This is a genomic window from Streptomyces sp. Y7 (assembly GCF_043195415.1).
Lineage (GTDB): Bacteria > Actinomycetota > Actinomycetes > Streptomycetales > Streptomycetaceae > Streptomyces.
This window is the reverse complement of the sequence record NZ_JBIDDQ010000005.1, coordinates 339,455-352,046: the sequence shown is the minus strand read 5'-3', so window position 1 is coordinate 352,046 and position 12,592 is coordinate 339,455. Positions and strand designations below refer to the sequence as shown.

Here is a 12,592-nt window from a genome sequence, read left to right as displayed (position 1 = left end):
GCGCGAAACGGGCATTTCGGGCTACGGGTCCTTACGAAACAAGGACGTCGGGCTCCGGCGGCCGCACTCGCGCGCGTGAGGTGCGAGGCTGGCGGCATGGAGCAGCAACAGCCGTACTCGCAGGCCGGGGCAGGGGAAGGGGCCAGGGCGGGGGCCCGCGTCCTGGTCGTCGACGACGATCCCACCGTCGCCGAGATCGTCACCGGGTACCTCGACCGCGCCGGTTACGTCGTGGACCGCGCCGGCGACGGGCCCGACGCCCTCGCCCGGGCCGCCGCGCACTGGCCGGACCTCGTCGTCCTGGACCTGATGCTGCCCGGCATGGACGGTCTGGAGGTGTGCCGCCTGATCCGTGGCCGCGGCCCCGTGCCGGTCATCATGCTCACCGCGCGCGGCGACGAGGACGACCGCATCCTCGGCCTGGAGGTCGGCGCCGACGACTACGTCACCAAGCCCTTCAGCCCCCGCGAACTCGTCCTGCGCGTCCAGTCGGTGCTGCGCCGCACGGGCCCGGCCCAGCCGTCGGGCGCCCTGCGCGCGGCCGGGCTCTCGGTCGACCCGGCGGCCCGCCGCGCCACCAAGGACGGCTCCGAACTCGCCCTGACCACACGCGAGTTCGACCTCCTCGCGTTCTTCCTGCGACACCCCGGCCGGGTCTACGGCCGGGAGGACCTGATGCGGGAGGTGTGGGGCTGGGACTTCGGCGACCTGTCGACCGTCACGGTCCATGTCCGGCGGCTGCGCGGCAAGGTCGAGGACGACCCGGCCAGGCCGCGGCTGATCCAGACCGTGTGGGGCGTGGGCTACCGCTTCGACGCGGGCGGCGGCGACGCCGACGGCTTCGTCGACGCACCCGGCACCACCGGCTCCCCGGCCGCCCCCGGCTCCGACACCCGGGAGAGCTGACCGTGCGCGACACCCTCCTCATCGCCCTCTTCGCCTTCCTCGGCGCCGCCGCGGCCGGCGTCCTCGGCGCGTGTGTGCTGCTGCTGATCCGGCGCCGCTCGCTGATCGCGCATCTGACCGTGGTCGCCGGCGTCGGCGTCACCGCGATGCTCGCGGGCACCCTCGCGGTGGCCCAGGCGATGTTCCTGTCCGGACACGACCTGAGCGTCGTCACGACCGTCGTGGCCATGGCCGCCGTGGTCTCCCTGGCCACCGCCCTGCTGCTCGGGCGCTGGGTCGCGGCCCGCAGTCACGCCCTCGCCCTGGCCGCCCGCTCCTTCGGCGACGGCGGCGGCTTCACCTCCCCCGACGGGCCCGCCACCGCCGAACTCGCTGCGGTGAGCCGCGAGTTGGAGGCGACCAGCGCGAGACTCGCCGAGTCCCGCGAGCGGGAACGCGCGCTGGAGACCTCCCGTCGTGAGCTCGTCGCCTGGATCTCCCACGATCTGCGCACCCCGCTCGCCGGCATGCGCGCGATGGCGGAGGCGCTGGAGGACGGCGTCGCCGCCGACCCCGACCGGTACCTCAAGCAGATCCGCATGGAGGTCGAGCGCCTCAACGGCATGGTCGGTGACCTGTTCGAGCTCTCCCGCATACACGCCGGGACCCTGACCCTCTCGCTCGCCCGGATGTCCCTGTACGACCTGGTCGGCGACGCCCTCTCGGGGGCGGACGCGCTGGCCCGCGAGCACGGTGTCCGGCTGGTCGGCGAACGCGTCGAGGGCGTCCCGGTGGAGGTGGACGGCAAGGAGATGAGCCGGGTCCTGGGCAATCTGCTGGTCAACGCCATCCGGCGCACCCCGGCCGACGGCACGGTCGCCGTCGCCGCCGAACGCTCCCCCGACGGTGTGGTGCTGTCCGTGACCGACGGCTGCGGCGGTATCCCCGAGGAGGACCTGCCGCGCGTCTTCGACACGGGCTGGCGCGGTACGCACGCCCGGACTCCGCCGGCGGGCGCCGGCCTCGGCCTCGCCATCGTGCGGGGCATCGTGGAGGCCCACCAGGGGCGGACCACCGTACGGAACGTCCCCGGCGGCTGCCGTTTCGAGGTGGTGCTGCCCACCGCCGCTTCCTGACCGCGGACGGCACCACCGTTCACGGGCGGGCTACGCCGTGCGCATCCCCGCTCCGGCGAACTCCCGCATGCCCGCCTCGAAGCCCACCTCCGCCTTCCACCCCAGCTCGGCCCGCAGTCGCGCCGAGTCGGCCGTGATGTGCCGTACGTCGCCGAGCCGGTACTCCCCCGTCACGACCGGGTCGGGCCCGCCGTACGCCGCCGCGAGCGCGTGGGCCATCTCGCCGACGGTGTGCGGGTCGCCGCTGCCGGTGTTGTACGCGGTGAGCGCGCCCTGCGCCACGGCCGCCGAACTCGCCTCCAGCGCGGCCACGTTGGCGGCGGCGACATCCCGTACGTGGACGAAGTCCCGCCGCTGGCGGCCGTCCTCGAAGACCCGCGGTGCCTCGTCGCGCGCGAGGGCCGAGCGGAAGAAGGAGGCCACACCCGCGTAGGGCGTGTCGCGGGGCATACGGGGGCCGTAGACGTTGTGGTAGCGCAGCGACACGGCCGTGCCGCCCGTCGCCCGCGCCCACGCCGCCGCCAGGTGTTCCTGGGCGAGCTTCGTGGTCGCGTACACGTTGCGCGGGTCGGCCGGGGCGTCCTCGCCGACCAGTCCGGGCGCGAGGTCGGCGCCGCACACCGGGCACGGCGGCTCGAAACGTCCCGCGTCCAGATCGGCGACGGCGCGCGGACCGGGCCGTACGACGCCGTGCCGCGCGCAGGCGTAGCGCCCCTCCCCGTACACGACCATCGAACCGGCCAGCACCAGCCGCCGTACGCCCTTGTCGGCCATGGCGGTGAGCAGTGCGGCCGTGCCGAGGTCGTTGCGGGAGACGTACTCCACGGCGTCGGCGAACCCGGCTCCGAGACCGACCATCGCGGCCTGGTGGCACACGGCGTCGACGCCGGTCAGGGCACGCCTGACGGCGTCGGTGTCCCGTACGTCCGACGCGGGATCGGAGCGGACGTCGTACACGACGGGCTCGTGCCCGCGTGCCGCGAGCGCCTCGACCACATGGGACCCGATGAACCCGGCACCGCCGGTGACAAGTACGCGCATAAGGTCACGCTAGGGCGGGGACCGGCGAAGACGGCCCACGCGCGCCCGTCACGTCATGACTTCGTAAGGGCTCCGACGGTCAGCGGGACGGTCACCGTGAACACCGTCGCCCCGGGCTCGCTCGTCAGGTCGATGCGGCCGCCGTGGGCCCGTATCAGCGACTGGGCGACCGCGAGTCCCAGTCCGCTGCCGCCGCGGTCGCGGCTGCGGGCCTTGTCGACGCGGTAGAAGCGGTCGAAGACCCGCTGCCGGTCGGCGGCCGGTATGCCCGGGCCGGCGTCGGCGATCCGGACCCGCGCGGCGCCCCCGGTCAGCGACACCGCCACGGACACCTCGGTGCCGGCCGGGGTGTGCACCGCCGCGTTGGTGAGCAGGTTGTCCAGGACTTGGCGGATGCGCTGGGGGTCCAGGCGCAGCGCGAGGCTGCCGGGGCCCGGCGCCACGGTCAGCGGGTGGTCGGCGTGGCTGACGCGGAAGGCGTCCGCCGCCTCCTCGACCAGGTCCACCAGGTCGGCCTCCTGCGGCCGCAGCGGCGTCTCGACCTCCGCGGCGTCGAGGCGGGCGAGCAGCAGCAGGTCGTCGAGGAGGAAGCCCATCCGGGCGGCCTCCGCGCGCAGCCGCGCGAGGTGCCGGTCCCGCTCCTCGGGGGCGTTGGCGGCCGCGTACTGGAAGAGGTCGGCGTAGCCGCGCACCGACATCAGCGGGGTGCGCAGTTCGTGCGAGGCGTCCGCGACGAAGCGGCGCAGGCGCTGTTCGGCCTCCGCGCGCACCGCGAGCGAGTCGTCGATGTGCTCCAGCATCGTGTTGAACGCGGTGCGCAGCTCCTCCACCTCGGGTCCGCCGCCGCGCCCGTCGTGCCGTACGGACAGCCGCCCCGAGTCGGTCAGGTCGTGGGAGGTGATGCCGCGGGCGGTGTGCGCCATGTCGCTCAGCGGCTGCAGGCCGCGCCGCAGCATCCCGCGCCCGAGCACCACGAGGGCCAGCAGCGCGAGCCCGAAGGTGACGGCCTGGATGGTGATCAGCTGGCCGACGGTGTCCTCGATGTCCTCCATGGGCGCCGCGCTGACCAGCACCACACCGGGCTCGACCTCGCAGGCGCGCAGCCGGTACTCGCCCTTGCCCCGCAGGTGCTCGGTGCGCAGGATCTCGGTGCTCGCGGCGGTCTGCGCGCGGGCCAGGGAGGTGAAGTCGTCGACGTCCGCCGGGACGTCGGCGGGGTCCTCGGGCCTGCGCAGCACCGGCTCGCCGTCGGAGACGTCGTACACGGCGTAGTACCAGCTGTAGTACTTCTTGCCGGAGAGCGTGCCGTAGTCCGCGATGGACTTGGACTGGGCGACCTGGCCCTGGGCGAGCTGGGTGTCGAGCTGTGCCGACAGGTAGTCGCGCATGTACGTCGTCAGGGCCGTGCCGACGACCGCGAACACCACCAGCGACAGCACGCCGAGGCCCAGCGCCAGCCGGGTCCCGAGCCGCATCCCGCGATACGCCCGCCGCAGCCGCCCGCTCACTCGGCTGCCTGCCGGATCACGTACCCGAAGCCGCGGACGGTGTGGATCAGCGGTGCCGTGCCGTCCTCGTCGAGCTTGCGGCGCAGCCTGCTGACGACCAGCTCGACGACGTTCGAGCGGCCGCCGAAGCCGTACTCCCACACATGGTCGAGGATCTGCGCCTTGGTGAGCACGGTGGGCGACTTGCGCATCAGATAGCGCAGCACCTCGTACTCGGTCGGCGTGAGCGTGAGCAGCCTCTCGCCGCGGCGGACCTCGCGGGTGTCCTCGTCCATCGTCAGGTCGGCCACCCGAAGGACGGAACGCTGGAAACCGGGTCCCGCGCTGCGCCGCAGCACGGTGCGCAGCCGGGCCATCAGCTCCTCCACCGCGAACGGTTTGACCAGGTAGTCGTCCCCGCCGCGGGTCAGCCCGGCCACCCGGTCGGCGACCCCGTCCCGGGCGGTGAGGAACACCACGGGCACCATCGTCCCGGCGGCGCGCAGCCGGTCCAGGACGCCGAATCCGTCGACGTCGGGCAGCATGAGGTCCAGCACCACGATGTCGGGGTGGAACTCGGCGGCCAGTCGCAGCGCCTCCTCGCCGGAGTTCGCGGTGACCGCCTCCCAGCCCTCGTAGCGGGCGACCGTCGCGACGAGGTCGGCGATGGGCGGGTCGTCGTCCACGACCAGCAGGCGTACTTTCTCCACCCGTTCATAGTGCGGCACCCGGCGCCGGTCCCCGGGGGCGGGTGGGGGACCGCGACCACATCGATAATCAGCTGACAGACGTACGACAGCTTTTCGACAGCTCCGGCCGGACAAGCTCGGTGTCCACAGACGAGAACAAGGAGCTGTCGCACGTGACGACCGTCCAATCGCCCCCTGCGCCCCCCACGGCGATACGCCCCGGGGTCGTCGCCCGCACGGGTCTGTACGCCGTGCTGGCCGCGAACGTGGCCGTGGTGCTCTACTTCTTCTTCGCCGCCGGCTTCGCCTCCAACGCGCTCATCGTGATCGGCCGCCTCACCGGCCTGTGCGGCGCGCTGCTCATGGCCTTCCAGCTGCTGCTGGTGGCCCGGCTGCCGTGGCTGGACCGCCGGATCGGCATGGACCGGCTGACGTCCTGGCACCGCTGGACCGGCTTCAGCGTCCTGTGGGCCCTCCTCGCGCACGCCGTGTTCATCACCTTCGGCTACGCCGAGTCGTCGTCGCTGGACCCGGTGAACCAGCTGATCGACCTCGCCGAGACCGTCGAGGGCGTGCTGCGTGCCGTCGTCGCGCTGGGGATCATCATCGCGATCGGGGTGGTGTCGGCCCGGTTCGCGCGGCGCCGGCTGGCGTACGAGACCTGGCACTTCATCCACCTCTACACCTACGTCGCGGTGGTCCTGGCGTTCACGCACCAGGTCGCGGTCGGTACGTCCTTCACGTCGTCGTCCGCCGCCACGGCGTACTGGTACGGCGTGTGGGGCGTCGCCCTGGCCTCGGTGTTCACCGGCCGTCTGGTCCTGCCCCTGTGGCGGAACCAGCGCCACCAGTTCCGGGTCGAGGCCGTCGTCCCCGAGTCCCACGACGTGGTCTCGATCTACATCTCCGGCCGTGACCTGGACCGGCTGCCCGCGCGGGCGGGCCAGTTCTTCCTGTGGCGGTTCCTGACGAAGGACCGCTGGTGGCAGGCCAACCCGTTCTCGCTGTCGGCCGCGCCCGACGGCAACCGGCTGCGGCTGACCGCGAAGGCGGCCGGCGACGGCTCGGCGGCCCTGCGGCACCTGAAGGTCGGCACGCGCGTCTTCGCCGAGGGCCCCTACGGCGCGTTCACCGCGCTGCACCGCACCCGGCCGGAGGCGGTGCTCATCGCCGGCGGTGTCGGTGTCACCCCGATCCGGGCGCTGCTGGAGGAACTGCACGGCCACGCGGTGGTGATCTACCGGGTCGCCTCGGACCAGGACGCGGTGCTGTACGGCGAACTGGTCGAGCTCGCCCGCGCCAAGGGCGCCGAGCTGCACCTGGTGACCGGCCCGGTCACGCCCGACAAGCTGGCCCCGGCCGAACTGACCCGGCTGGTGCCGGACATCACCGACCGGGACGTCTTCCTGTGCGGGCCGCCGCCGATGATGAAGGCGGTGATCGGCAGCCTGCGCGAGGTGGGCGTGCCCAAGGAGCAGGTCCACTTCGAGCGCTTCAGCCTGGCCGGCTGAGAGGGACGGGAAGACATCGTGAAGCGAGCAATACCTGTCCTCGTCCTGAGCGTGGTGGGCCTGATCCCGGTCTGGCGCTACGAGCCGTCCCTGGGCACGGCCACCACGGAAACCGCGTCCCCGGCCGCCACACCCGCGCCGGAAGCCTCGTCCGGCTCCGACTCCGGCTCGGGCTCGGGCTCGGACTCCGGCTCGGGCTCGGGCTCGGACTCCGGCTCGGGCTCGGGCTCGGGCTCCGGGAACACGGTCGTGAAGGGCTCGACGGTGCAGACCGAGAAGGGGCCCGTACAGGTCGAGGTGACCTTCCAGGGCACCAGGATCGCGTCGGTACGGATGCTCCAGCAGCCGAACCATCCCCAGACGACCGCCGCGGTCCCGCAGTTGGTCTCCGAGACCCTGGAGGCGCAGAGCGCCGACATCGACACCGTCTCCGGCGCCACCGTCACCAGCGACGGCTACAAGGAGTCGCTCCAGGCCGCCCTGGACGCGAAGGGCGCCTGACGTGCGCCGTGTCGAGCAGGTGATGGGGTTCCCGGTCTCGCTGCGCGTCGACGACGCGCACGTGGGGGCGGAGGCCGCGGACGCCGTGTTCGCGTGGCTGCGCGAGGTCGACGCCCGGTTCAGTCCGTTCAGGGCGGACAGCGAGGTGCGCCGTCTTGACCGGGGCGAGCTCGCACGCGGCGACGTCAGCGCCGACCTCGACGAGGTGCTGGCGCTGTGCGAGGAGTACCGGCTCGCCACCGGCGGTGCCTTCGACGTGCGGCTGCCGGGGCGCGGGCTCGATCCGTGCGCGGTGGTGAAGGGCTGGTCCGTGCAGCGGGCGGCCGGACTGCTGAGGGCGGCGGGCGCGGAGCGCTTCGTGCTCAACGCCGGTGGTGACGTGGTCGCCTCCGGCGGGCCCTGGCGGGTGGGGGTACGGCACCCCGAACACGCCGACAAGCTGTGCACGGTGGCCGAGTTGACGGACGGGGCGATCGCGACGTCGGCCCGTTACGAGCGCGGCGACCACATCGTCGACGGCCGCACCGGTCGTCCGGCGACGGGGCTGCTCTCGCTCAGCGTCGTGGCGTCCTCCCTGACCGTCGCGGACACGGTGGCGACCGCCGCGTTCGCGATGGGCGCGGAGGGCGTCGACTGGGCCGCGTCCCGGGCGGGTTGCGAGGTGTTCGCGGTGGACGCCGAGCGACGGGTCCTGCGTACACCGGGCTTTCCGGTGGCCGGCGCGGAGGCGCGGGCCGCGTGACGACGGGGGCGCCCGCGCGGGCGCCGATGTGACAGGGTGACAGGACCGCCCTCCCCGACGCTTAGACCGACGTGATCATTGACGTGACGTACGGGGAGGGCTGGGACGCCGCGTCCCGCCGGGTCCTCGGTCCCCTCAGCCGGGAGCTCGCCGCCGAACGGGATGCCGCGGGCGAGCAGTACGCGGTGGTGCTGCGCGAGCGAGGGCGCCCGCAGCCCGTCGCCGTGCTGCACATCGCCTGGGCGCGGGACTACCTGGGTGTGTGGGCGTACGACGGCCGGGGCCGGCGCCATCGCGAGCTGGACCTGCGCCGGCTGGAACCGGGCCGGCTCTTCCTGCGCCACATCGCGCGGTGGAGCTACGACACCGAGGACATGGCGGAGTTCGCCGACACCGCGGGGCGCGTGCTCGTCGATCTCTTCCCGGACGGCAAGGGCCGCAAGGTCTCCCAGCCGAAGGGGACCGGCGGCGGATCGCTGCACACCCTGGCGGATGTTCCGGCCGAGCGGCGCTGGGCCGCGGTTCCCGCGTTCGGCGACTGGGCATGGGCGGTGGCCCTGGCGACCGAGGGCCGCGGCTCCGACTTCTCCCTGGTGGACGCGCCGGAGGAGGGCCCCGCCCAGGACGGTACGGCCGGGAACCGGGGACGGGCTGGGGCGGCCGGGAACCGGGGACGGGCCGGTGCGGCCGCCCTCGGCTGGCGTCCGCCCAGCCCCTTGCTCCCCCGGTACGTCGAGGAGATGTTCACGCCGGGCACCCGTTTCTCCCCGCCGGACGACGATGCCACCGGCCCGTACGTCGTCGAGCGCGTCATCGACGCCGGAATCCTCCGGCTGCCCACCGGGCGGATCGTCGCCTGCGACCCCGGCTGGATGAGTCCCGGCGAGCCCTTCACGGTGGCGGTGCCGCCCGGCGGCCACCGCGTGCAGATCGCGACGGCGGCCTACCGCACGGAGCACTGGGGCAAGTCGCTGCACATGGAGGACTTCACCGGGGCACGCGTCCTCATCTCCGAGCGGCCCACGGCGACCTGGGAGCTCGCGGTGCGCCCGGGTGAGGACCCGCGGACGCTGCGGGAGGGCGAGTTCTTCGGCTTCGGCGTGGACACGGGCACCGGCTGCTTCGTCGACGCGGCGGCCGCGGGCCGTCTCACCGGCGGCGAGAACACCGGCGCGCGGAATGCCGACGGCATCGTCGTGCTGGACGACGCGCGGTCCGGGGGCAACCTCATCGCGTATCCGAGCGGCATGGGAGACGGTTCCTACCCGGTGTGGATCGGCCGGGACGCCGACGGCGGGATCACCTGCCTCGTCGCCGACATGCTGATCCTGCGCCACCAGGAACTGCTGCCGGCCTGACGGCGGCAGTCCGGCCTCACCCGTCGGGGCCGCGTCCCGCTCCGGAACGCGCCCCTGCGGCACCATCCCCTGAACCACCATCCCCTGATCGCCGGCGGCCGAGCACGAACACCACCGCCGAACCGCCGAACAGCACGGCCGTGATCAGCAGCCATCGCGCCAGGAAGCCGTCGGCGTGCAGACCGGTGGCGGCGGAGTAGCGGTCCGCCACCCGGCCGGTGATCAAGGGGAACCAGACCAGCAGAAGCAGCAGCGACAGCGCGGCGGGGACGCGGACGTACGGCAGCCAGGTTCGGCGGTCGGCTGCCTCGAACCCTCGTAGCAGTGCCTGGTCCGCCCCCGCGTACAGCGGGAGAAGGACCAGGTCGTGAAGGACCGCCGCGCCCACGAACCACAGGACGATCGCGAACCAGTCCCCTTCCAGCAACCGCACCCCCGCGTATGCGGCGAGCGCGAACGAGCAGGCGAGGAGGAGGATCTGGAGGGGGCTGCCGACGGGGAGGGGCTTGGGGCGTCGCATCACAGGTCTCCGAACGTCAGACGTGCCACCCACTTGGTGTTGAGCACGCCGGGCGCGGCGGGCACGATGATCCGCGCCGGGTAGCCGTGGTCGGGGGTCAGGGTCTCGCCGTTGACGGACAGGGCGAGCAGGGAGCGGGAGTCGGCGACCTGGTTGGCGCGCAGGGCGGCCCGGCGGAACGCGCCGCGCTGCTGGAGCGACTCCACCAGGACGTCCGGTGGGCTCTCGGCGTGGCCGACCAGCGCGGCGAGGTCCGTGAGCCGTACGCCTCGCCACCACTGGTCGGACGTCGACCAGCCTTCCACGCACGCGATGGGCAGGGCCGCGCTGTGCAGCGGCAGGGCGAGGAGGTCGGAGCGGCTGAGGCGGACGGTGCGGCCGTCCCGGCCGACGACCACCAGCCGCCACGCCTCCTCGCTGGTGTCGGCCTCACGGATCCCGGCGTACGCGGCCGTCTTGTTGATCTGGAAGCCGTTCGGGCCGCTGCCCGGTTCGGCGCCTCCGTGCGGGGCGAGGAGTGCGGTGCGGCGCAGCGGGCCGCCGAAGTTCTGGCCGACGGTCGTGGCGAAGAGCAGCAGTGAGCCGCCGCCGACGAACCACAGGGCACCCCGCCGCGAGACGGTGGGCTCCGCGGGGCTCGGGGGGACCAGGTCGTTCTTCTCCTCGCGCAGTTGGCGCAGATTGCGCAGGGCCGTGGGTGTCTTCAGCACCGCGTGCGCGACGAACGCGGCGATGAACACCCACGCCCCGTAGAAGTGCAGGGTGTAGAAGGAGCCGGGGAAGATGTAGTCCAGCTGGATGTTGAGCACGCCGGTCACGAACTCGAACAGTGCGCCTCCGACCAGGAGCAGCAGCGAGATCCGCTCCAGCGCGTGGGCGAGCGAGCGGGCCGGCGGCAGGGTGAAGAGCCTCGGCACGACCGACCACAGCTTGGCCAGCAGCACCGGGATCAGGGTGATGCCGAGGGTGACGTGGACGCCCTGGTTGAGCCGGTACAGCCAGTGCGGGTCGGTGGGCCAGGAGAACAGGTAGAAGCCGAGGATGCCCTTGTCCGGGGTCTTGTCGTTCACCGGCGACAGGTTCGGGTTGTAGGCGGCGTAGGACACCAGCCCGGTCACGAACAGCACCGTGATCCCGACGAGCAGGACGATGCCGAGCACCGAGGTGAGCCAGGGGCCGCGCAGCGGGCTGCGCCAGAAGGAGGGCGAGAAGGGAGACCGTGCCATGGCCCGACCGTAGGCCGGGACGGGGCCGGTCAGGGCGCCGTGAACCATGACGAATCTCTGACGTCCGCGCCTGTCACGCGTCCGGCGCACCCCGGGGGTCATAGCTTCGGTGTCGTGACCCGCGATCTCCTGCCCGAGTCCCGTCCGACCGCTCCCCCCGGCGACCGCCGGGGCCTGCGCCGCGACCTGTACGCCGCCGCCGGTGCCGTGCTGCTGTTCGCGCTCGCCGCCCTGGTCGGCACCGCGATCGAGCACCGGGACGGCACGCTCTTCGTCAACTGGCCACCGCTCCTGGCCTATTGGGCGCCGCACGTCGGACCGGGCACCCCGGCCGCGATCGCCGTCGCGGTCGCCGTCGTGGCGTACGGCCCGGCCGTGGCCGCCCGGCTGCCCTGGCGCCGGCTGCTGACGGCCGTCTGGGCGGCGGGCATGGCCTGGACGTGGTCGCTCGCGCTCGTCGACGGCTGGCAGCGCGGCATCGCCCGCCGGCTGACGACGCGGTACGAGTACCTCCAGGTCATCGACCGTTTCCAGGACATCCCGGCGGCCCTGCGGGACTTCACCTCGCACATCGTGGTCGGCGCCTCGCCGGAGCACTGGCCCGCGCACATCGCCGGGCATCCCCCGGCGGCCACTCTCACCTTCGTCTACCTGGACCGGATCGGTCTGGGCGGTGGCGCGTGGGCCGGGGTCTGGTGCATCACGGTCGGGGCGACGGCCGCGCTGGGCATCCTCGTCACCGTCCGCACCCTCGCCGACGAGAGGCTCGCCCGCCGTGCCGCGCCGTTCCTGGCCCTGGCACCCGCCGCGGTGTGGATGGGGACGTCCGCCGACGGCTACTTCGCGGCGGTCGCGGCCTGGGCGGTGGCGCTGCTCGCGCTCGCGGTGACGGGGCACCGGCCGCGGTGGACCGGCCTCGGTTCGGGGCTGCTGTTCGGTCTGACCGTCTGTCTGTCGTACGGCCTGACGCTGTACGTCGTGATCGCCGCGGCCGTCCTGGTGCTGGGCTCCGCGCGTGCCCGGCCCCTGCCGTTCGCGCTGGCGGGCTTCGCGGTCGTACCGCTCGTGCTCACGGCACTGGGCTTCTACTGGTGGGAGGCGTACGACCTGCTGGTCACCCGGTACGACCAGGGCGCCGGCGGGACCCGCCCGCAGGCCTACTGGGTGTGGGCCAACCTCGCCTGCCAGGTGCTGGTGGTGGGCCTGGCGACCGTGGCCGGGCTGCGGCGGACCGGGGCCGTACTGCTGCGCCGGGACCGAACGGCCGCGTTCCGGCTCGGGGTTCTGGTGCTCGGGGCGCTGGTCGCGATGCTGGTCGCCGATCTGTCCGGGATGAGCAAGGCGGAGACGGAACGGATCTGGCTGCCGTTCGCCCTGTGGCTGGTGGCCGCCTGCGCGCTGCTGCCGAGGCCGCGCGCCTGGCTCGCGGCGCAGGCGGTGCTGGCGCTGCTGGTCAATCACCTGCTGCTGACGGGTTGGTGAACACCGCGAGGAGA

General features: G+C 73.4%; 12 protein-coding genes. 7 read left to right on the top strand and 5 right to left on the bottom strand.

Annotated elements, in window-relative coordinates:
- Positions 1 to 96: 96 nt before the first annotated feature.
- A complete protein-coding gene (locus ACGFW6_RS17010; protein WP_393509636.1) occupies positions 97 to 906 on the top strand; it encodes a response regulator transcription factor in 810 nt (269 codons plus the stop codon).
- 2 nt (positions 907 to 908) lie between these two features.
- Entirely contained in the window at positions 909 to 2,021 is a 1,113-nt protein-coding gene (locus tag ACGFW6_RS17005) for a sensor histidine kinase (RefSeq protein ID WP_393509633.1), read from the top strand.
- 30 nt (positions 2,022 to 2,051) lie between these two features.
- Here ACGFW6_RS17005 and ACGFW6_RS17000 read toward each other — a convergent pair whose 3' ends face one another.
- The 3 genes from ACGFW6_RS17000 to ACGFW6_RS16990 are packed head-to-tail and all read right to left on the bottom strand — an operon-like array spanning position 2,052 to position 5,259.
- Positions 2,052 to 3,062 (bottom strand): NAD-dependent epimerase/dehydratase family protein, encoded by a 1,011-nt coding sequence (locus tag ACGFW6_RS17000; RefSeq protein ID WP_393509630.1) that lies wholly within the window; start codon positions 3,060 to 3,062, stop codon positions 2,052 to 2,054.
- Between the two features lie 53 nt (positions 3,063 to 3,115).
- A complete protein-coding gene (locus ACGFW6_RS16995; RefSeq protein ID WP_393509627.1) occupies positions 3,116 to 4,570 on the bottom strand; it encodes a sensor histidine kinase in 1,455 nt (484 codons plus the stop codon).
- On the bottom strand, positions 4,567 to 5,259 hold the full coding sequence (locus tag ACGFW6_RS16990) for a response regulator transcription factor (protein ID WP_393509624.1): 693 nt from the start codon (positions 5,257 to 5,259) through the stop codon (positions 4,567 to 4,569). The genes ACGFW6_RS16995 and ACGFW6_RS16990 overlap by 4 nt, the downstream gene beginning before the upstream one ends.
- A 152-nt stretch (positions 5,260 to 5,411) precedes the next feature.
- Here ACGFW6_RS16990 and ACGFW6_RS16985 point away from each other — a divergent pair, with 152 nt between their 5' ends.
- The 4 genes from ACGFW6_RS16985 (at position 5,412) to ACGFW6_RS16970 (ending at position 9,350) form a co-directional block, all read left to right on the top strand.
- On the top strand, positions 5,412 to 6,749 hold the full coding sequence (locus ACGFW6_RS16985; RefSeq protein ID WP_393509621.1) for a ferric reductase-like transmembrane domain-containing protein: 1,338 nt from the start codon (positions 5,412 to 5,414) through the stop codon (positions 6,747 to 6,749).
- Between the two features lie 18 nt (positions 6,750 to 6,767).
- Positions 6,768 to 7,250, top strand: a complete 483-nt coding sequence (locus ACGFW6_RS16980; protein WP_393509619.1) for an FMN-binding protein — start codon at positions 6,768 to 6,770, stop codon at positions 7,248 to 7,250.
- A gap of 22 nt (positions 7,251 to 7,272) precedes the next feature.
- A complete protein-coding gene (locus ACGFW6_RS16975; RefSeq protein ID WP_393509901.1) occupies positions 7,273 to 7,992 on the top strand; it encodes an FAD:protein FMN transferase in 720 nt (239 codons plus the stop codon).
- Positions 7,993 to 8,063: 71 nt separating this feature from the next.
- Positions 8,064 to 9,350 carry a DUF4241 domain-containing protein gene (locus ACGFW6_RS16970; RefSeq protein WP_393509616.1) on the top strand — a complete coding sequence of 429 codons (1,287 nt, stop codon included), beginning with the start codon at positions 8,064 to 8,066 and terminating at the stop codon, positions 9,348 to 9,350.
- Between the two features lie 16 nt (positions 9,351 to 9,366).
- Here the strand turns inward: ACGFW6_RS16970 and ACGFW6_RS16965 are convergent, their stop codons facing one another.
- Both ACGFW6_RS16965 and ACGFW6_RS16960 read right to left on the bottom strand, forming a co-directional pair.
- Positions 9,367 to 9,870 carry a hypothetical protein gene (locus tag ACGFW6_RS16965; RefSeq protein WP_393509614.1) on the bottom strand — a complete coding sequence of 168 codons (504 nt, stop codon included), beginning with the start codon at positions 9,868 to 9,870 and terminating at the stop codon, positions 9,367 to 9,369.
- Positions 9,870 to 11,096, bottom strand: coding sequence for a molybdopterin-dependent oxidoreductase (locus tag ACGFW6_RS16960; protein ID WP_393509611.1), 1,227 nt, complete (start codon positions 11,094 to 11,096; stop codon positions 9,870 to 9,872). Before ACGFW6_RS16960 ends, ACGFW6_RS16965 begins: the two co-directional genes overlap by 1 nt.
- A gap of 114 nt (positions 11,097 to 11,210) precedes the next feature.
- On the opposite strand from ACGFW6_RS16960, the gene ACGFW6_RS16955 reads away from it, so the two are divergent.
- Positions 11,211 to 12,578, top strand: coding sequence for a hypothetical protein (locus ACGFW6_RS16955; RefSeq protein WP_393509608.1), 1,368 nt, complete (start codon positions 11,211 to 11,213; stop codon positions 12,576 to 12,578).
- Positions 12,579 to 12,592 lie beyond the last annotated feature (14 nt).